The organism is Armatimonadota bacterium (assembly GCA_016223145.1).
GTDB lineage: Bacteria > Armatimonadota > Fimbriimonadia > Fimbriimonadales > Fimbriimonadaceae > Nitrosymbiomonas.
Genome location: JACRPN010000013.1, coordinates 164,837 through 183,806, shown reverse-complemented (window position 1 = coordinate 183,806; position 18,970 = coordinate 164,837). Strand labels below are relative to the sequence as shown.

Sequence of the window (18,970 nt, the reverse complement as noted above, 5' to 3'; positions counted from 1 at the left end):
GCGTCGAGAAGGTCCGGGGTGGTTGGGAGGTTGGTGGACGCAGGAGAGGGGCGTGCCTCCTCACCCTGCACCCCATCGCACCCCCACCCGGCCTAAAGGCCACCCTCCCCCGCGTCGAGGGGGTTTGGCGGCGATCAAAAGACTTATGGACGCAGGAGAGGGGAGTCCCGGCCTCCGATCTGGTCCCTCCGCCCTTCGCCCTTCGCATTTCTCCCTCCTCCGAATTGGTCCCCTCTCCTTCGCGGGTGTCTGAGTTGGAGTGAATTCTGAGTTGGAGTAGCGAGGGGGAGGGACAGGGTCATAGCTGTTTAGTTTAGGGTCGCCCGGATCCCCTCACCCCGTTCGATAAAGCTCACGGACCCCTTCGGCAAGCTCAGGGCAGGCTTCTCCCCAGCGGGGAGAGGTGGCTCCAAACTAAACAGCTATGGGGGACAGGGTGGGGGTGAATTCCCGTGCCGAGGTTGGCGCTTGACAATCTCCCGCCTCTGACTTCTCGCCTCTCGCTTCTCGCCTTCACCCTCATTCACCCTCACGCATCCCCAAGCGGCCTGCCAGACTCGCCGTCAGCTAAAATAGGCCCCATGCCTGAGCGCTACGAGCCCAAGACCTTTGAAGCCAAATGGAAGCAGCGATGGGACGAAGCCGGCCTTTTCCTCACCCAGGAAGACAGTGACCGGCCCAAGTTCTATGGCCTTGATTTCTTTCCTTATCCCAGCGGCGCGGGGCTTAGCGTGGGGCATGCGCGCAACTACGTTCCGACCGACGTGATCTGCCGCGCCAAGGTGATGCAAGGCTACAACGTGCTGCACCCGATGGGCTTCGACGCCTTTGGGCTGCCCGCCGAGAACGAGGCGATCGCCAAGAAGACCCACCCGGGACCGATGGTCAAGAGCTACGGGGCGAACTACAAGCGCCAGATGGACCTGATCGGCATCAGCTACGACTGGTCGCGGTGCGTGTATTCGAGCGACCCGGAGTACTACAAGTGGACCCAGTGGATCTTTGAACTGCTCTACAAGAAGGGTCTTGCGTATCGGAAGTTGGCAAGCGTCAACTGGTGCCCGAAGGACGCGACGGTGCTGGCGGATGAGGAGGTCGAGGGGGGCCTGTGCTGGCGCTGCGGCACGGCGGTCGAGAAGAAGTGGATCCCGCAGTGGTTCTTCAAGATCACGGCGTATGCCGACCGGCTGCTGTCGGATCTGGACGAGCTGAACTGGCCCGACGGCATCAAAGAGATGCAGCGCAACTGGATTGGAAGGTCGGAAGGGGTCGAGTTTGAGATGCGAATAGCCCCCTCCTTGGTTTTGCGCAGCGAAACTGAGGAGGGGGTTGGGGGTGGAGACAACGGGTCTGCCTTGTCTGACCCGTCGGACCAGTCTGACGCGTCCGCCGAGTCCGACCTCCAAGTCATCTCCAAAGAGCGCCATCTCTCCTTTCGCGTGTTCACCACCCGAATTGACACCATCTTCGGCATGACCTTTTGCGTGCTCTCACCCGAGCATCCCATCCTGGAGAACTTGATGCCGCTCGTCGATGAGGAACACCGAAAGGCGGTCAAGGCGTATCAGGACCAGGCCAAGCGGCTCTCGGATACGGACCGTCAGGCCGTCAATCGCGAGAAGACCGGGGTGTTCACCGGCGCTTACGCCGTCAACCCGGCCAACGGCGAGAAGGTGCCGATCTGGATCGCGGATTACGTGTTGGCGTCCTACGGCACCGGCGCGATCATGGCGGTCCCCGGGCACGACGAACGCGACTTCGAGTTCGCAAGAAAGTTCGGTTTAGGGGTGGTTCCAGTCATTGCTCCGGTCGGACAGGTCGGACAAGACGGACAGGCCCCGAGGACAACCCAGGACGTCTTCTCAGGCAAAGATGGCATCCTGATCAACTCCGGCGAATACGACGGCATGACCGTCAAGGAGGCCCAGGAATCGCTAGGCCAATGGATGGAAGGCCTAGGCATCGGAGAACGTAAGGTCACCTATCGTTTACGCGACTGGCTGATTAGCCGCCAAAGGTACTGGGGTTGCCCGATCCCGGTGATCTACGACAAGGAGGGCCACGAGATGCTGGCGACCGAGGGGCAGCTCCCGGTCGAATTGCCCGACGTCGAGAATTACGAGCCGAGCGGCGACGGATCGAGCCCGCTGAACCGGATCGAGGAGTTCGTCAACGCCACCACGCCGGACGGCTCGCTGGGCCGTCGCGAGACCGACACGATGGGCGGCTTTGCCTGCTCGAGCTGGTACTTCCTCAGGTTCTGCGACCCTTCGAACCCCAACAAGCCATGGGACTTCGAGAAGGCCAAGTATTGGATGCCCGTGGACTGCTACGTGGGCGGCGCCGAGCACGCGGTGATGCACCTTCTCTACGCGCGCTTCTGGACCAAAGTGCTCTACGACGAGGGTCTGGTATCAGTGAAGGAGCCGTTCCAAAGGCTGATGAACCAGGGCCAGGTGCTCGCGCTCACGCCCTACCGCAAGCCGCGCGAGGGCGAGACGCTGGAAGTGGGCGCAGACGGCATCCTGGTCAGTTTCGAAGAGGCCAAAGGCATCCCGAAGGACCAACTGATGTGGCGCTGGGCGCGCATGAGCAAGTCGAAGGGCAACGTGGTCACTCCGGACGAGATGGTGGATCAGTATGGGGCCGACGCCCTTCGCGTGCATCTACTGTTCGTGGCGCCGTTTGATGGGGAGGTGCAGTGGTCGAGCGACGGTGTGGGCAGCATGGCCAAGTTCCTGAACCGGGTGTTCAAGGCGGTGACTGAGCTCTCGGGCTCATTTGATTCAGATTGGCGAACCAAGATCCAGACTCTATGGTCCGACCAGTCAGACAAGTCCGACCTGTCCGACGGCGCTCGGAACTTGAGAAGAGCCACCCACCAAGCGATCAAGAAGTGCACTGAAGACATCGATCGCTTTGCGTTTAACACCTACATTGCTGCGCTGATGACCTATCTGAACAGCATCGCCGATGCTCAGCGCGCTGGCGCCAACGCGCCGGGTTGGCGACTCGCGGCGAGCGAGGCCCTCGAAACCCTGATCCTCTTGCTCGCACCGGCCGCGCCGTTCAGCGCCGACGAACTTTGGGAATCGCTGGGTCTCCGAGGCTTCACGCATCAGCAGGCGTGGCCGGTTTTCGACCCCGAAATCGCCGCCGAGGACGTGTGGCCGATCGCCGTGCAGGTGAACGGGAAGCTGCGAGACACCGTAATGGTGCCCGCGGGATCGAGCAATCAAGAGTTGGAGGCCGCGGCAAAGGCCTCCGCCAAGGTGCAGGTACATCTGGAGGGCAAAGAGGTCAAAAAGGTCATCGTCGTGCCCGGCAAGCTCGTGAACATCGTGGCGGTGTGAGGTGAGCGTGAGGGGTGCCTGTTTCATAAACGGCCCCAAACGACCTCGTCTACAAGGGCTTGCGGCGGATGTCGGCCCACTTCCTTGGATATTCGCGCGGCGTCTTCGCGACCTTTCTGTAGGCCGGGAACAGCCGCTCGGCGCCGACGTCCGGCAAGGTCCTTCGTTCAACCTTCTCGAGCGCGAGGCCAAGCACCGAAAAGTCCTTCGCCTGGATCTCGTGCTGGTCGTTCGCGGAGCGCATCGGGATGACGACGCCACCCACTTTGCAGGGCGCTGCGCTGAGCTCCAACTGGATCGCGAGCGGCGCCACCGCCCGACCCGTAACCAGGTCGAACCGCTCCCGAATGCCCCATTCCTCCGCGCGCCCGAGCACCGCCTTAAGATTCGGCAGGCCGTGCCGGGCAAAGAACCCGAGCATCTTGTTCGAGGAGTCGAGGGCCGTGATTCGAAGGTCGTGCCGCGCCCAGGCCAAGGGCCACGCTGGGAATCCAGGCCCAGTGCCAATATCGAGGACCGTGGCTCCTTCCGGGAGGAGGCTGTGGACGAGAAGGCTGTCGACGACGTGCCGCAGCCAGAACTCTTCCTTCGGAACTCGAGTCAGGTTGCGTGTCTCGTTGAGAGAATAGAGGTCTGTCACGAAGGCGTGGAGTTGATCAAGCATCTCGGTTGAGCAGGGAAGCCCCTGTTCCGCCATCCACGCCCCAAGTTGCTCGAATCCTTCCATCGGCAGGGCAGTAAACCCGGTTTGAGGGAGCGCAGAATGCGATATGCGATTGGCGATGCGCGATAGCGGCAAAGAGACCCCCTCGCCCCCTGTGGGAGAGGTTGGTGAGCGCAGCGAATCGAAGATCCCGCGCCTTACGGGACCGGGTGAGGTGACAGCGTTCTGGAGCCCAGGTCAAGGGTCTGAGGATTGGAGGATACGGCTTCTGGGGTCAGGAGAGAAACCACCACCTCGCCCCTTTGGGGAGAGGACGGTGAACGCAGTGAACCGGGTGAGGGGGCGCGATAGCTGACCCGGACAGAGTCTCCCACCCCAACCCCTCCCTCAGTTTCGCTTCGCAAAACCAAGGGAGGGGGAAGCCCCTCAACACATCTGAAATTCAGGGCTCGCGAACAGCATCTTGGTCGTGAAGGCCAGCACATAGGCAGCGCTGTCCTTGCCGTCGAGCGACTTCGGCCCGCCCGCCTTGGTACACGCCTCGACGAGGATGTCACGCGTTCGCGCGGGCACCTCGGCGTCGAAGATCGCACAGAGAGCGTCCACCACGTCGCCCGAGGATTGCGGATTGAACTCCTGCTTGATGCGGTTGGCGAGGTAGACCGCGATCGGCCGGTTGGCGTCGTTGCCATAGAAGATCACGTCGCCAAGCTGCGCGCGGAAGCGCATGCTGTTGCTGTTGATCCACGCCTCTCCCCAATCCCACCCCGCCACGTCGGGTGGAAAGAGGAGCAGGAACCCCTGCCCGTTCATCAGGAACGTCACGCCGTCGGCCGCGCCCTTGAGCTCGGGCTTCATCGTCTGGAACGGGTCTTTGACCTCGCCCCGCAATCCCAGCAAGACCTTCTGAAGATCGAGTTGACGAAAGACCGTGACCGTGGTGTCGATGGGGCTCTTGGGGCGGCCTCGGACGCACTTCTCGCTCCAGAACTGGGGCGCGGCGACGATGGCTTTCAGCACCGGCTTGACCTCGAATTTCGCGTCGACGAGGACCTTGGCAAGCCGTTCGACCAGAGGTAGCTCCGGGTTTGGATACGCGAACCACTCCCAGAGCTTCTTGGCGAGGTAGCGCGCCGTCTCGGGGCGATCGCAAAGGATGTCGAGCACCTGGTCGCCGTTGAAGTTTCCGGTCTTTCCGAGGATCGTCTTGGGCCCTGCGTCGTGGATGGCGGGCGCTAGGCAGAAGTTGAACACCGATCGGCCGGCCTTCGCCGCCCGCTCCTGCTGCTTGTAGAACTCGATGTTCTCGCCGATGCTCTCGATCTGCAAACCCCATCCCGTGAACGCCCGTGCGGCCTCCTGGATGTCCTTTTCTGTGTAGCCAGAGCCCATGGTGAAGAGCTCCATCACCTCGCGCGCGAAGTTCTCGTTGGGGTGCTCCTTGACCGAGGTGTGCTGGTCCAGCCAATAGATCATCGCGGGCTCTTTGCTGACCTCTTTGAGCAGCGTGCGGAAGTTGCCGCCGGCGTGCCTGCGCAGGCAGTTCTCGTACTGGACCATCGCCGTGCCGTCGAAGACTTTGTTGCCGCTCACGGCGAAGTGGTCGTGCCAGAAGAGGGTCATGCGCTCTTGGAGGGGGCGGTTGGTGAGCAGCAGCCGAAGGCCCCAATGAGAGGCAAACTTGTAGGGGTCGAACTGGAGTTGGCCGTCGGCCTGTTTGACGAACTCCCACGGGCTGACCGGAAAGCCCTCGTCGGTCTTGTCCCAGTCGAGCAGCATGTCCAGAGTGCCTTGAACGCCGAGCTTCTCGTATTTGGCGAGCTCACATTTGCCGGCGCCAAGGCCGAAACGTCGGAGCAGGTGCGCAATCTTGTCGCGTTCGGTCATGGGGAGTGCCTCTACGCTTTCATTCTATGCGAAGGCGGGACGAACATGGGTCGATAGGCTTAAAGTTCGCCCCTTTGCTTGAGAGACTCAAGAATGGCTCGACAAGCCGACTGAAACTGCTCGTCCGACGGCCGTTCCGCGAACTGTTGGCAGGAGTAATGCGTGAAAGTGTCTTCCCCGAAAGACCCAAACGCCTCGACAATCCAAGGAGCCGGGCTGAATGAAGGATGATGGTGAACGACGATGTCCACGGGACCGCATCGGGCGAAAAGCCCAGTTTCGAGCCAAAAGGACACAGTTGTTCCTGCGATCTTGTCGATCCGAGATGGTGGTCCAGTGGGCGGGTTTGGCATCCAAATCTAAGGATATCAGAGGCGGCTAGCGTAGAATGATCAGGCAATGTCGATTAGGCTGAGGCTGAGGTTTGACGGGAAGGTGTTTGTCCCGTTCGAACGGGTGCAGTTGGACAAGAACCAGATCGTCAACGCCGAAATCTCCGTACCAGATGAGCAAGGAAAAGGTGGAGAGGCCTGGCGCTCCGCTCTTGATGACCTTACGTCGCGCGGCATTTCTGGAGTCTGCCTGCCTGCAAACGCGCTCCGCCGAGATGCCATCTATCCGGATCGGGTTTGATGTTTCTCGTTGACACGAGCGTTTGGGTCAGGTGCCTTGAGAAAGACAACCCCCTTGGAGTGGATTGTGTGCGGGCTATCAAGAAGCTCAAGGCATCGGGAGAAGAACTATGGACCTGTGCACAGGTCGTTATCGAACTGTGGGCGGTCTGCAGCCGGCCCAGAGAGGCAAATGGCCTTGGGTTTGACGCAGAGACGATCGATAAGATCGTCACAGACATACTCCTCATTGCGCCTCATCTGGACGAGCCAGTTGACATTGGCCCTCGATGGCGAAGATTCGCGGTTCGCTACGCTCCAAGTGGGAAGCCGTGTCACGATCTCAGACTCGTTACCCTGGCGGATGCTTATGGGATTGACCGCATCCTAACTTGTAACGCCAGTGACCTCAAGCGATTCACCGAGATCAAGGCTGTTCATCCAAGCGAGGTGTAGTCCCCTCTACACCAACTCCGCCATCAGTTCGCCCGTCTCCGCAAGCGCTTCATCAAAGGTGCTGCAGGCAAACGCGATCTGCTCGTCTGTGATGATCAGAGGCGGCTCGAACCGGATCACGCGTGGGTTGTTCAGCGTGTACGCCGCGCAAAGGCCCCGTTTCATCATCTGCGCAATCGTGAGTTCGCCCACCTCATCCATCGAGAACTCCACACCTAGCATCAGTCCCTTGCCGCGCACCCCACACACGAGTTCGGAGTGCTTGGCTTGAACCTCTTCAAGGCCAGACTTGAGCTTGGCGCCCATCGTCAGCGAACGCTCCACCAGGTTCTCGTCGCGGATCACCTCGATCGCGGCAAGGCCCGCCGCGCAAGCCAGACCATTTCCCCCGAACGTGCTGGTGTGCAGCAGCGGGTTCTGCCCGAACACCGCCTCCCAGACCGCCGGGGTTCCCATCGTCGCGCCAATCGGCATCACGCCGCCTCCGAGGGCTTTGGCGAGGGTCATGATGTCGGGCTGGACGCCCTCCCAATCCACTCCAAAGGTCTTGCCCGTGCGCCCCAAGCCCGTTTGGACCTCGTCGGCGATCAGCAGGGCCCCTGCCAGGTCGCAAGCGGCCCGCAGGCCAGAAATGTAGCCCTCGGGAGCCTCGATGATGCCGCCCTCGCCCTGGATGGTCTCGATGATGACGGCCGCCGCGCCAGGAATCTCCCGTTTGGCGGCTTCGAGGTCGCCATAGGGCACGTGGACCACGCCCGGCATCAGGGGTTCAAACGGCTTGCGGTACTTCTCGCGGCCGGTGGTCGAGAGCGCTCCTATGGTCTTGCCGTGGTAGCTGCCGATCGTCGAGACAATCTTGGAGCGGCCTGTGGCGCACTTGGCGAACTTGAGAGCCGCCTCGACCGCCTCCGTTCCGCTGTTGGAGAAGAACGTGTATTGGAGGCCCTCGGGGGCGATGGCCGCGAGACGCTCGGCAAGGTCGGCCTGGTTCTTGTTGAAGAACGCCTTCCCGGAGAGGGGCATCTCGTCGAGCTGGTCCTTCACGGCCTGAATGACCCGAGGGTGCCGGTGCCCAAGCGCGAAGACGCCGTATCCGCCGAGGCAGTCGAGATACCTTCGGCCTTCGTGATCGATGATGTAGCAGCCTTCGCCTCTCATCTCGACGCCGAAGCCTGCAAAGCTCATCAGGCGCGCAAGGCCAGGATTGACGTGCTCGGTGTACTTCTCGATGACCTCCTGATATAGGGCGTCCGGATCCATGGGTAGGAGTATAGCTAGAGGAGGGCTTTGGGCAGTAGGGCATTGGGGCGTTGAGCCATTGAGGCGTTTGGTGCTTTGCACCCCACCGATATGTCGTATAGGACCTATATGTCCGACAAGTCCGACACGCCTGCCACTTCCTCTCTGCTTCCTCCCATCGATCCCGGCGTCGACGTCGGTCACGTTCACCTCAAGGTCTCTGACCTCGAAAGGTCGATTCGTTTCTACACCGAAGTGCTCGGCTTCGATCTGGTCCAGCGTTACGGCGAGGCGGCGGCGTTTCTCTCGGCGGGTGGCTATCACCACCACATCGGGCTGAACACGTGGATGAGCAAAGGGGGAAGCGCCCCCTCCCCACGCAGCACCGGGCTGTTCCATGTTGCCTTCCGCTACCCCACGCGGGCCGCGCTCGCAATAGCCTTGAAGCGGCTCATGGTTTCAGGAATTCAGTTGACCGGCGCCTCCGACCACGGCGTCAGCGAGGCGCTCTACCTGAACGACCCCGACGGAAACGGCATCGAACTCTATTGGGACCGCCCCAAGGATCGCTGGCCCTATGATGCCGATGGAAACCTGCAGATGGTCAGCGACCCGCTGGATTTGGAGGAGTTGTTGGGGGAAGGCGTTGGGCATTAGGGCATTGGGGCATTGAGGCATTGGGGCATTGAGGTTGCAGGTGCTCAGGTTGTCAGGTCCTTAAGGTTTTCAGGTTGTCTGGTTTTCGGGCAGTCTGCGCTCTGACTCAGGCTGTGGCGGACCCCAAAGCGGACCCGGTTCATCTCCACTGCGGCAGTAGCGCCGACAGCCAGGCGACAATCCCAGCGAGCGGCCCAATGTAGGCCGTCGCCCATAGACCGGCCCAGAGCAGGGAACGCCCCATTTGGCCCTCGCAGCCGTGCGTGTCGTTAACGGCGCGAGCCAGCATCCCACCGATTGAAGCGAGAAAAAGCACGGCAATGCCGGGAAGCAGGAACTCGAGGAGAAGCCATGCTCCGGCCCATAGGAGCATGCCCGCAATGACAAGCACCACCAGTTGCTGGCAGCCATCTGTTGCGAGGCATCCAAAGTCAAATATCCCGTCCGCAGCCGAACCAAACCCTTGTCCGACTCGGGCAATTGGTTCCACGTCCGTATCGTCATCCACGGAATGCCCCCGAAAGAGCAGCCAAGCAAGAAGCCCCACCCATATCACCCACCATGCCAGGAACACAAACTCAAACTCGACCCAGCGAGGAAGGTGAATGGAAATCGGGACGACGACTGCCGCGAGGATCAGGCTGAGAGCGACGCCAAGGACGAGGGGTTTGCGGGACACGAACGAGGTCAGCTTTGGCGGCACAACAATGACAATTACGACTCAGGCAAGCCCCCGTTGCGAGCCTCCGCGCCTGTTGAGTGCGCGATGCGAGCATCGCGCACTCAACAGGCTGCACCCAACAGGCAGCACCAGACCAGATAGGTCTGATGGGGAAGAAGCAGTTGACTCATAATATCCACTTACATGGCCCATCAATCTGACCTTCTTCACGCTCTTCAGAACCGCGTCCTCGTTTGTGACGGCGCGATGGGCACCCAGATCCAGGCGGCGGAGTTTACGCCGGAAGACTTCATCATGCGAGCGGATCAACACGCCAGCCCCGCTTGGAAAGCCGCCGCCGAGCGCATGGCCGGCAGGGTTCAGGACGGCTGCAACGAGATTCTCAACATCACGCGCCCCGAGGCTATCGAGCAGATCCACGCCAACTATCTCGCCGCAGGCGCTGACCTCATCGAGACCAACACCTTTGGCGCGACCAGCATCGTGCTCGCCGAATACGACATCCCCGAACTCGTTTACGAGATCAGCCTCGAGGCCGCGAAGATTGCTAGGCGGGCCGCAGACAAAGCCTCAACGCCCGATTGGCCGCGCTTCGTGATCGGCGCAATTGGACCTGGAACCAAGCTCGTCAGCCTCGGGCAGACCACCTTCGACGAGATCGAGGACACCTACTGCACCGGCTTCAAGGCGCTCCTTGTCGGGGGCGCGGACGCGTTGATGGTCGAGACCACCCAAGATCTCTTGATGGTCAAAGCCGTGGTGGTCGGCATGCACCGCGCAATGGAGGAGACCGGCATCCATAAGCCGCTCTTCGTCTCGGTGACCATGGAGCAGACTGGCACCATGCTCCTTGGCACGGAGATCGCAGCGGCGCTGAACATGCTCGAATGCTTCCCGAACGTCGTGATGATCGGCGTGAACTGCGCGACCGGCCCGGTCGAGATGGCTCCCCACGTGCGCTTCCTGAGCCAGAACTCCACGCGGCCGATCTCGGTCATGCCGAACGCAGGGCTGCCAGTCATGGAGAAGGGGCAATCCATGTACAAGCTGACGCCTGAGGAGCTGGCGCATCACCACGTCCACTTCGTCAAAGACTTGGGCGCCGCGATGGTCGGCGGCTGCTGTGGCACAACTCCGGCGCACATCAAGGCGGTCGCGGACGCGGTGCGTGGGCTCAAGCCCAGCGCTGAGGCGCACTGGCTGAAGGTCAATGAGAAGGGTACGGGTGGTGAGAATGGCTCCGATCAACCCTCACAACTCTCACCACACTCACAATTCTCACAGTCGCTAAAGCTCGTCGGCTGTTCCTCGCTCTATCAGTTCCAGCCCTACGAACAGGATTCAAGCTTCTTCATCGTCGGCGAGCGCACCAATGCGAACGGCAGCAGGGCATTTCGAGAGATGCTTGCCGCTGAGAACTGGGATGGCCTTGTTGAACTGGCGCGCGAGCAGGAGGGAGAGGGTTCGCACGCTCTGGATGTCTGCGCTGCCTACGTGGGTCGAAACGAAGCAAAGGACATGAGGATCCTGCTGGGCCTTTACAACAAGAGCCTGACCGTGCCGATCATGATCGACTCGACAGAGGTGGACGTGGTCGAGGTCGCGTTGAAGTGCCTTGCAGGAAAGCCGATTATCAACTCGATCAACTTCGAGGACGGTGAGACGCGTACCGAGAAGGTTCTCGCGCTCTGCCGCAAGTACGGCGCAGCGGTGGTGGCGCTCACCATCGACGAGGACGGCATGGCAAAGACCGCCGAGAAGAAGGTCGAGATTGCCGAGCGAATCCTCTCTCGTACGCGCGCGAACGGTCTTCCTGATCACGATGTGTTTCTCGATTGCCTGACCTTCACGCTGGGCTCAGGAGACGAGGAGTTCCGCGCCTCCGCCGTGGCGACGATCGAGGCGATCCGCGAGGTGCGCCGCCGCCATCCGAGTGTGAATACCATCCTGGGTGTCTCGAACGTGTCATTCGGGCTGAAAGCGGTCTCGCGGCCGGTTCTAAATTCTGTTTTTCTTCACGAGTGCCGCCAAGCCGGCCTCACCGCCGCGATTGTGCACTTTTCCAAGATCGTGCCCGAGAACAAAGTGGAACAGGAGGTCTGGCGGATCGCGGAAGACCTTGTGTACGACCGCCGACAATACGCCGAGGTGGGGTGATGCCGGAGGCGAAGAGCGAAGGGCGATGAGAGATGAAAGATGAGACCTTGGCCAGCAACCGTAATGGCCCGAGAACCTGAAAACCGAGCACCTTGTCACCTGAAGCCCTAATGCCCTAACGCCCCAATGCCTAACGCCAATGCCCAGTGGGTAGCCAAATAGTGTTGCTTTACAGAGCTGGGAAGAATACATGCGTCTACTATATAGCAGACACGTGATAGTCGTGGAAGAAAAAACCCTAAATTCTTCCTAAAATGTCTTGCAGATCGACAATCTTCCCAGTAATATCCCTACATCGACAAATCGCCACGGATTGGCAGGATTGGGTCGATGGGGATGGGCGGGGTGCTCTCTCCAGATCTTTCGGGCGGCTAGCATGGACGCGAAGCCGCCCGTGAAAACCTTAGGGCGGAAGAACGGTGGTATACGCGGGAGGGATCGATGTTTCCAAGCCCCTCATCGGAACCGATGAGGCCACCCTCGACGACAAGTACCGCATCACCCTGACCACCAAGAAGGTCCAGCGAATCGGCGAGAACTTCGTCATGGCCTACACGGCCGACTGCATCGTCATGTACCCCCAGTCGGTTTGGATGGCTCTGGTTGAAGAGGCACTGTCCCTGCCTACCATGCATCCGGCCCGACAGGAGTTCACCCGTTGCCTCATGAGCACGGCGACAGACGGTATCAACTTTGACCAGCAGAATCGCTTCGTCCTGCCGGCAGACCTGAGGGAAGCGGCAAAGCTGGACAAGGGCGACAAAGTGAAGATTGCGGGGTGCTGCGACCGAATTGAGATTTGGAAGGCGCTCCCGTGGTCGCGCGTTCAGGGTAACACGCTCGATTCGGGCAGGCGGTCATTCCTGGCGGGGGCTTACCAAGACATCAGTAACGAATTGATCCGATCACGACACACCAAAGAGCGAGAAGAGCAAGCAAAGGAGAGAGGGCAGTGAGGGCCTGGGCCGAACCGCCGCGAAGAGTCTGGACCGCCGGGTTTCACAATTCGTGGTCACCCACGATGCGTGCCCGGCGGCTTCCAGGGTTGAACGTGGCCGCGGCGACGCCCGATGGCGATGCCCTGGTGGGACCAGCGCCGAGGCATGTGCCCGTGCTGCTCGATCCGGTCTTGAGGGATTTGTGCCCTCGGCCCGGTGCGGTCATGGTGGATGGAACCCTGGGACTCGGCGGCCACAGCCAGAAGCTGATCGAGGCCATCCGTCCCGGTGGGACGCTGGTGGGACTGGACTGGGACGCCGACATGCTCTCCCTCGCGATTGAGCGTTTGGGGGCTCCGGAGGGCGTTCAGGTGCACCTCTTTCATGAGGACTTCCGCCAGGTCAAGTCCGTTCTCGAGAGGCTTGGGCTCGCGGCGGACGGCATCCTGCTCGATTTAGGGCTGAATTCGGCCCAGTTGCAGAGGCCCGAGCGTGGCTTCAGTTTCGCGGAGGAAGGCGTGCTCGACATGCGCCAAGACGTCACGCGAAATGAGCCCGCGTCGGCCCTATTGAATAAGATGGGCCAAGGCCAGCTTGAGGAGGCGATCCAGGAGCTGGGCGGCGAGCGGTGGGCGAAGGCGATCGCAAGGAAGATCGTGGAATTTCGTCGGGGCCGTGCCTTGAGAACCACGCAGGACCTGGTCGACTGCGTCCTTGCGGCGATCCCGCCTAAGGCCAGGGACAAGCGGATCCATCCGGCCACAAGGACCTTCCAAGCCATTCGGATTCTGGTGAACCGAGAGCTGGAAGGTCTGGAAGAGGCCCTCAGGGACGCCGCTTCCGCGCTGGCGCCGAACGGCGTGCTTTGCGTCATCGCGTACCACTCGGGTGAGGACCGGATCGTCAAGAGGACGTTTCGCGACCTCGCCAACGAGGGCTACCTCGAGCTCCATAGGAAGCCGGTCGTCCCAGACACGGAAGAGGAACGCCGGAACCCTCGGAGCCGAAGCGCCAAGCTTCGGTCCCTTAGGAGGTCGGCCTGATAAGGCCGGCCCCAGGTTCAGGCTGAACCTGATCGTCACTCGATTTGCATGGATGCACTTTGGCCACGGATGGTAACCCCTAAATGAGCGCAATACCGGTTGGAAGAACAGAAGTCCTCGCTCGCCCAAGGATCAGGGCGCGAGCCGCCACCAGGACGAACAGCCTTTTGGCCGTTCGTACGTCGGTGTTCTTCACCGTGGTTGCGCTTACCTATGTTGTAGGCTCTTTGAGCGGGCAGGTCTTGCTCGAAAAGGCGCGCCGCGAGAGCCTCCAATCTCTCGCCCGGGCTCAAGAGGCTCGTCAAGCTGAGGCCGTGCTGCAGCACCAGGTCGACGGTTTGCTCAGCCTGGATTCGATCGCCGGCTGGGCTAGGGCCAACGGATTCATCGCCCCCGATGCGGCTCAAGCGGTTCCGCAAGCGTCCCCTAAGCAGAGCCATGCCAACAAGACCAACTGAAGGCAAGGTCCGCGCGTGGTCGCCCTATTTGATCGGCGGCGCGTTTGCGCTGGCTGGGCTGTCTCAGGCGCGCGTTCAGGTTTTTGGGCGCGAAGACATTCTCGATCTGGGGGAGAAGAGCGGCCGGTATCTGATCCGGTCCGTGGACCCCGCCAGGCGCGGCCCGATCCTCTCCAGCGACGGAGGGCCCCTTGCCCAGAACGAAGACTCCTGCGAGTTTGGGCTGATCTTCGACAAGCTCCCCGACAGCGACGCGTTCTTCATGGAGCTATCGGCAGCCTGCGGGGTGCCGGCGGCCGAAATGCGCCGCCTGAAAGACAGCGGGCAAAAGACCATGTTCTGGCCTGAGGCGCTTTCCCGCGAACAGATGCGCGCCGTACAAGCCGTCCGAACGAATTGGCGGGCCGATGGGATCTCAGTGGGTCCAAGCCGGAAGAGGGGCTTTTCGCTCGGAGAGGCCGCGGCTGGCCTGATCGGCTACTTCCGAAATGGCGAGCCCCAAGCAGGGCTGGAGCTCAGCCAAAACAAGACCCTGTCGGGCACAAACGGCGTGACGATCGGCGTCACCGACCGCACCGGGGCGTTCCTTCCGATGCGCCTGGATAGCCGCTCGAAGGCGCGACAGGACGGCGAGTCGCTCACCCTGACGATCGACAGTTCGATGCAGCTTGCGGCCGCCAACGCGATCCGACAAGCGGTCGAATCGAACCATGCGGACCGTGGCGTCGCGATCGCCATGGACCCCAAGACCGGCGACATATTGGCAATGGCCAATTGGCCGAGCCTCGATCCCGACCGGGTCGGCGAACCTGTAGGAAAACAAAAGGTCATGACCGACCTGAACCCGAATTACATGATCGCGCTTGAGCCGGGCTCGACCTTCAAAGTGCTCACGCTTGGGCTGGGTCTGGATGCGGGGGTGGTGACTCCTGGAGAGACCTTCTACTGCAGGGGCGCGCTGGACCCTATTTCGGGCTATTCGGTGAAGTGTGACAAGCACCACGGAACCCGCGCGCACGGGCTTCTTCACCCGGTGGATGCGATTTCGCGAAGCTGCAACGTGTGCGCGGCGACCTGGGCCCTTAGGGTGGGCTATGAGCGCTACACCCGGTTCCTGGATGAGAGCGGTCTAATGGAGAAGTCAGACATAGGGGTGCCGCTGGAGGCGAACGGGCACTACAAACGCGACGAATATGCCAAACGGCTTCAGCTTGCGACGATGGGTTTCGGGCAATCGATGACCTGCACACCGCTTGGGCTGATGAGCGCATTTTCCTCCCTGGCAAACGACGGCGTGCGGATGAAGCCCCGTCTCATCAAGGCGATCGGCGACAGGCAGCAGCCCATCGAAGAGGCCGGCCGTCTGTTCACCTCCAAGACCAGCAAGACCGTGCTCGGATTCATGGAGGCTGTGATCGACTCCAATCGAGGCACAGGAAAGACCTTGCGTATTCCCGGTTTTCGGCTGGGCGGAAAGACCGGAACGGCACAGAAGATCGGCAAGGGTAGCACGGGGTACGTGTCCAACTTCGTGGGAATGGTGCCGGCGAACGACCCCAAGGTCGTGATTCTGGTCATGGTGGACCACCCGAAGGGGAACAAGTATTACGGCGCCGATGTGGCGGGACCGGTGTTCACAGACATGGCCCGCGCGGCGATCCGGCGCTACGGGATCCAGCCTTCGGCTCGGCCCACCGGACCGACGCTTGCTGAATCGTCGAAGACCGCCGCCGATGAACCCAAGCCCGGCCAATCTCAGAGGCAGCCGTAACGGCCTAACGGGTATCAAGCTCTCATGCCCCTGATCTCGGAGCTAGGTTCGCTGGCCGGTGTCACTTTCGATGCCTTGTCCGGCGATGCCGAAGTCTTGCGGCCGTGTGAGGATTCGCGCCTCGTGCAGCCCGGCGATCTTTTCATCAGCATGCCCAGCCCTACCGGGGACACGCACCGGTTTTTGCCAGGCGCCAAGGATGCTGGTGCGGCCGCCGCGCTCACGCACAGTCGAGAGGGTTTCGAGCAAGCAGTCGAGATGGGGATTCCAGCGCTCCTTATCGAGGATAAGGACCTTGCCTTTGCCGAGGGTCTGTGGCGGATCTGCAAGCTGCTGAACGGCAACCCGGCCGCGACGGTGCGCGTGATCGGCGTGACGGGTACGAACGGCAAGACGACCACAGCCTGCGTGATCCGAGACGCCCTGAACGCGCTCGGAAGGAGGGCGGCGTACCTGGGGACCCTGGGCTTTCAGACCCCCGACAAGGAACGCGAACTCAGCAACACAACCCCCTTTGCGCCGGAGGTGTGGCGACTGCTCGCCGAGGCGCGCGATTCGAACTGCACCGATATGGTCATGGAGGTCAGCAGCCATGCGCTGGAGCAGCGGCGCGTGGACGGGATCGAGTTCGATGCGGCGGTGTTCACCAACCTGACCCAGGACCACCTGGACTTTCACGGTTCGATGGAGGCCTATGAGAGGGCGAAGTGGCGGCTGTACTCGGACCTTCCGGCCCAATCGAAGAAGCGGTTTGTCGGAGCGCTGAACGTGGACGACCCCGTAGGGCGGGAGTGGACAAGGCATCTGTTGCTGCCGACGATCACCTTTGGAATGGAGTCTGGAGAATTGAGGGGCGGACCTATCAGGGTTGGCGTGGATCAAATCAAGCTCTGGCTTGGCTATGGAGGCAAGGATGGTCTGCTGGAATCCGCGCTGGGCGGCAACTTCAACGTGCGCAACCTGCTCAGCGCCTGCTCGGGCTTGCTGGCGGTTGGATACTCGCTGGCTGAGGCCATCCAGGGTCTTCGCGCTGCAAAACCGGTCCCGGGGCGGTTTGAGGCCGTGCTCAATGATGCCGGAATTGGCATTTTGGTCGACTACGCCCACACGCCAGACGCCTTGGAGAAGCTGCTCATCTCGGTTCGCGAGCTGAATCCCAAGCGCATGATCGTGGTGTTCGGATGCGGTGGAGACCGCGACCGCACCAAGCGCCCCAAGATGGCTGCAGTGGTCTCTCGACTCGCAGACTTTGCAGTGGTGACCAGCGACAATCCCCGCACCGAGGACCCGGCGGCGATCCTTGCGGAGGTGGCGGCGGCATCCACAAAGGCAGCCCTCATCATCGATCGCCGCGAAGCAGTAGCCTTCGCTATCAAGCTGGCCGAGCCCGGCGACATCGTCGTAATCGCCGGCAAAGGGCACGAAAACTACCAGATTATCGGCAGGACGAAATATCCCATGGATGACCGGGAGCTCGCCCGAGAGGGGCTCGCCGCGAGGGCCGCCAAGGGATAGGACCTATTCGACTCATTCAACCCATTCGACCCATTCGACCTATTTGACCCATGCGACCCATACGTCCTATCGAACTATCCGAGATCGTGGGAGGTTCTGTAGAGAGCCTTGGTACGAGCCCAATCTCAGGCTTCGCCCTGGACTCCCGCCAGGTCAGGCCGGGCGACCTCTTCATCGCCATCGTGGGTGAAAACGTGGACGGGCACGACTTCGCACCCCAAGCACTCGCCGGCGGAGCGGTTGCGGTGCTCGCGGACAGGCCGATAGAGGGACCCCACATCTTGGTCCCGGATGTCGTGAAAGCTCTGGCTCAAATGGCGCTCCACTTCCGGGAGGCATTCAGGGGACCCGTGGTGGGCGTGACCGGGAGCGTAGGCAAGACCACCTGCAAGGAGCTCGTGGCAGCAGCGCTCAAGCCGCTCGGCAAGGTCGCCAAGACCGAGGGCAATCGCAACACGGAGCTCACCGCGCCGCTCCTCTGGGCTGAGTTGGACGGCGACGAGAGGGCCGTGGTCGTCGAGATGGGGATGCGGGGATTTGGTCAGATTGCGCACCTGGCGGCGTTCTCACAGCCGACCATCGGCGTGATCACGAATGTCGGTGTGAGCCACATCGAACTGGTCGGGTCGCGGCAAGGGATCGCCGAAGCCAAGGCGGAGCTATTCGAAGCCCTGCCAACCGATGGGCTCGCGGTGGCCTGGTCGGGCGACGACTTTCTGGGCATCCTGCGGGCGCAGGCGCCGTGCCCAGTGGCGACGTTTGGCTTTGGCGCCGGCTCGGATTGCCGAATCGTTGGCTACACGGCCAACAGCTGGACGGACGCCTTGGCAGTATTTGAAGTCGGCGAAGAACGAGTGGAGGTTCGGCTCCCGGCGGTCGGGCGGCACATCGCCCTGAGCGCGGCGGCGGCGCTCTTGGTGGCGCGTCACGCTGGAGTGGACCTCGAAGCCGCAGCTGATGCCATCGCAGAAGCAAAGCTGCCAGGGGGCCGCATGGAAGTGATCCAGCGGGACGGCGTGACCGTTGTGATGGACGCCTACAACGCCGCGCCGGCGAGCTTCAAGGCGGCTTTGGAGGCGCTCGCGGAAATTCCATGCGCGGGCAGCCGTCTTGTGGTCATGGGGGAAATGAGGGAGCTTGGCGGTCTCGCTGAAGAAGCCCACCGGGAGGTGGGAAGAATGATCGCCGCCGTGAAGCCCGCTAGGGCGTGTTTCTTTGGTGGCCTGACGCGGTTCGCGGCAGAGTCATGCTCGGCAGCGGGGATGGAGGAGCATCAGCTCACCCAGGCGGAAGATATTGACGTGGTTCGGCGGTTTGTGGCCAGCGCCATGCCCGGCGACACGGTGCTAATCAAAGGGAGCAGGGCGATGGAGTTGGAAAGGGTGGTGGCGTCCAAAGAAGCCAAGGTGCAGAACCGGTGAACCCAGAATTCGTGCGCGAAGACTCCGTATTCGGCCTATTGAGGTCGGGGTTCTGGGCTGGCCTCATACCTTCGGCCGTAGCAGCGCCATTTGTGTTTCGCGCACTGATTGCGTGGCG

15 protein-coding genes are annotated in these 18,970 nt (G+C 61.6%); 11 read left to right on the top strand and 4 right to left on the bottom strand.

Translation table 11 applies throughout. The annotated features are described in order from the left end of the window. Positions 1–581: 581 nt before the first annotated feature. Complete coding sequence (locus HZC36_12505; GenBank protein ID MBI5707797.1) at positions 582–3,353, top strand: leucine--tRNA ligase; 2,772 nt, start codon at positions 582–584, stop codon at positions 3,351–3,353. A 49-nt stretch (positions 3,354–3,402) separates the two neighbouring features. On the opposite strand, the gene rsmG is transcribed toward HZC36_12505, so the two are convergent. Together rsmG and HZC36_12495 are read right to left on the bottom strand one after the other, a co-directional pair. Further along, positions 3,403–4,017: a 16S rRNA (guanine(527)-N(7))-methyltransferase RsmG gene (gene rsmG, locus HZC36_12500; protein MBI5707796.1), complete on the bottom strand. Its 615-nt coding sequence runs from the start codon at positions 4,015–4,017 to the stop codon at positions 3,403–3,405. Positions 4,018–4,443: 426 nt separating this feature from the next. Then, the gene (locus HZC36_12495) at positions 4,444–5,904 is read right to left on the bottom strand and encodes a DUF1800 domain-containing protein (GenBank protein ID MBI5707795.1); all 1,461 of its coding nucleotides are present in this window, start codon (positions 5,902–5,904) and stop codon (positions 4,444–4,446) included. Positions 5,905–6,303: 399 nt separating this feature from the next. Here HZC36_12495 and HZC36_12490 point away from each other — a divergent pair, with 399 nt between their 5' ends. Next, complete coding sequence (locus tag HZC36_12490) at positions 6,304–6,537, top strand: hypothetical protein (protein ID MBI5707794.1); 234 nt, start codon at positions 6,304–6,306, stop codon at positions 6,535–6,537. Continuing rightward, a complete protein-coding gene (locus HZC36_12485; GenBank protein ID MBI5707793.1) occupies positions 6,537–6,971 on the top strand; it encodes a PIN domain-containing protein in 435 nt (144 codons plus the stop codon). Before HZC36_12490 ends, HZC36_12485 begins: the two co-directional genes overlap by 1 nt. Before the next feature lie 6 nt (positions 6,972–6,977). On the opposite strand, the gene HZC36_12480 is transcribed toward HZC36_12485, so the two are convergent. After that, the gene (locus HZC36_12480; protein ID MBI5707792.1) at positions 6,978–8,231 is read right to left on the bottom strand and encodes an aspartate aminotransferase family protein; all 1,254 of its coding nucleotides are present in this window, start codon (positions 8,229–8,231) and stop codon (positions 6,978–6,980) included. Positions 8,232–8,339: 108 nt separating this feature from the next. Between HZC36_12480 and HZC36_12475 the strand changes: the two genes are divergently transcribed. Then, a complete protein-coding gene (locus HZC36_12475; GenBank protein MBI5707791.1) occupies positions 8,340–8,867 on the top strand; it encodes a VOC family protein in 528 nt (175 codons plus the stop codon). A 139-nt stretch (positions 8,868–9,006) separates the two neighbouring features. Here HZC36_12475 and HZC36_12470 read toward each other — a convergent pair whose 3' ends face one another. Then, the gene (locus HZC36_12470) at positions 9,007–9,570 is read right to left on the bottom strand and encodes a hypothetical protein (protein MBI5707790.1); all 564 of its coding nucleotides are present in this window, start codon (positions 9,568–9,570) and stop codon (positions 9,007–9,009) included. Between the two features lie 162 nt (positions 9,571–9,732). On the opposite strand from HZC36_12470, the gene HZC36_12465 reads away from it, so the two are divergent. The 7 genes from HZC36_12465 to murF all read left to right on the top strand — a co-directional run bounded on the left by HZC36_12465 (position 9,733) and on the right by murF (position 18,852). After that, positions 9,733–11,706, top strand: coding sequence for a homocysteine S-methyltransferase family protein (locus HZC36_12465; protein ID MBI5707789.1), 1,974 nt, complete (start codon positions 9,733–9,735; stop codon positions 11,704–11,706). Between the two features lie 419 nt (positions 11,707–12,125). Next, positions 12,126–12,662: a hypothetical protein gene (locus HZC36_12460; protein ID MBI5707788.1), complete on the top strand. Its 537-nt coding sequence runs from the start codon at positions 12,126–12,128 to the stop codon at positions 12,660–12,662. A 65-nt stretch (positions 12,663–12,727) separates the two neighbouring features. Continuing rightward, the gene (gene rsmH / locus HZC36_12455) at positions 12,728–13,687 is read left to right on the top strand and encodes a 16S rRNA (cytosine(1402)-N(4))-methyltransferase RsmH (protein MBI5707787.1); all 960 of its coding nucleotides are present in this window, start codon (positions 12,728–12,730) and stop codon (positions 13,685–13,687) included. An 83-nt stretch (positions 13,688–13,770) separates the two neighbouring features. Beyond that, on the top strand, positions 13,771–14,145 hold the full coding sequence (locus HZC36_12450) for a hypothetical protein (GenBank protein ID MBI5707786.1): 375 nt from the start codon (positions 13,771–13,773) through the stop codon (positions 14,143–14,145). Continuing rightward, positions 14,126–15,916, top strand: coding sequence for a penicillin-binding protein 2 (locus tag HZC36_12445; protein ID MBI5707785.1), 1,791 nt, complete (start codon positions 14,126–14,128; stop codon positions 15,914–15,916). The genes HZC36_12450 and HZC36_12445 overlap by 20 nt, the downstream gene beginning before the upstream one ends. A 24-nt stretch (positions 15,917–15,940) precedes the next feature. Next, positions 15,941–17,431 carry a UDP-N-acetylmuramoyl-L-alanyl-D-glutamate--2,6-diaminopimelate ligase gene (locus HZC36_12440; protein ID MBI5707784.1) on the top strand — a complete coding sequence of 497 codons (1,491 nt, stop codon included), beginning with the start codon at positions 15,941–15,943 and terminating at the stop codon, positions 17,429–17,431. Between the two features lie 50 nt (positions 17,432–17,481). Next, positions 17,482–18,852 carry a UDP-N-acetylmuramoyl-tripeptide--D-alanyl-D-alanine ligase gene (gene murF, locus HZC36_12435; GenBank protein MBI5707783.1) on the top strand — a complete coding sequence of 457 codons (1,371 nt, stop codon included), beginning with the start codon at positions 17,482–17,484 and terminating at the stop codon, positions 18,850–18,852. Positions 18,853–18,970 lie beyond the last annotated feature (118 nt).

Excerpts from the sequence above, each read along its gene's own strand:
- HZC36_12505 (MBI5707797.1), top strand. The coding sequence starts at position 582 with ATGCCTGAGCGCTACGAGCCCAAGACCTTTGAAGCCAAATGGAAGCAG.
- rsmG (MBI5707796.1), bottom strand. The coding sequence starts at position 4,017 with ATGCTTGATCAACTCCACGCCTTCGTGACAGACCTCTATTCTCTCAAC.
- HZC36_12495 (MBI5707795.1), bottom strand. The coding sequence starts at position 5,904 with ATGACCGAACGCGACAAGATTGCGCACCTGCTCCGACGTTTCGGCCTT.
- HZC36_12490 (MBI5707794.1), top strand. The coding sequence starts at position 6,304 with ATGTCGATTAGGCTGAGGCTGAGGTTTGACGGGAAGGTGTTTGTCCCG.
- HZC36_12485 (MBI5707793.1), top strand. The coding sequence starts at position 6,537 with ATGTTTCTCGTTGACACGAGCGTTTGGGTCAGGTGCCTTGAGAAAGAC.
- HZC36_12480 (MBI5707792.1), bottom strand. The coding sequence starts at position 8,231 with ATGGATCCGGACGCCCTATATCAGGAGGTCATCGAGAAGTACACCGAG.
- HZC36_12475 (MBI5707791.1), top strand. The coding sequence starts at position 8,340 with ATGTCCGACAAGTCCGACACGCCTGCCACTTCCTCTCTGCTTCCTCCC.
- HZC36_12465 (MBI5707789.1), top strand. The coding sequence starts at position 9,733 with ATGGCCCATCAATCTGACCTTCTTCACGCTCTTCAGAACCGCGTCCTC.
- rsmH (MBI5707787.1), top strand. The coding sequence starts at position 12,728 with ATGCGTGCCCGGCGGCTTCCAGGGTTGAACGTGGCCGCGGCGACGCCC.
- HZC36_12450 (MBI5707786.1), top strand. The coding sequence starts at position 13,771 with ATGAGCGCAATACCGGTTGGAAGAACAGAAGTCCTCGCTCGCCCAAGG.
- HZC36_12445 (MBI5707785.1), top strand. The coding sequence starts at position 14,126 with ATGCCAACAAGACCAACTGAAGGCAAGGTCCGCGCGTGGTCGCCCTAT.
- HZC36_12440 (MBI5707784.1), top strand. The coding sequence starts at position 15,941 with ATGCCCCTGATCTCGGAGCTAGGTTCGCTGGCCGGTGTCACTTTCGAT.
- murF (MBI5707783.1), top strand. The coding sequence starts at position 17,482 with ATGCGACCCATACGTCCTATCGAACTATCCGAGATCGTGGGAGGTTCT.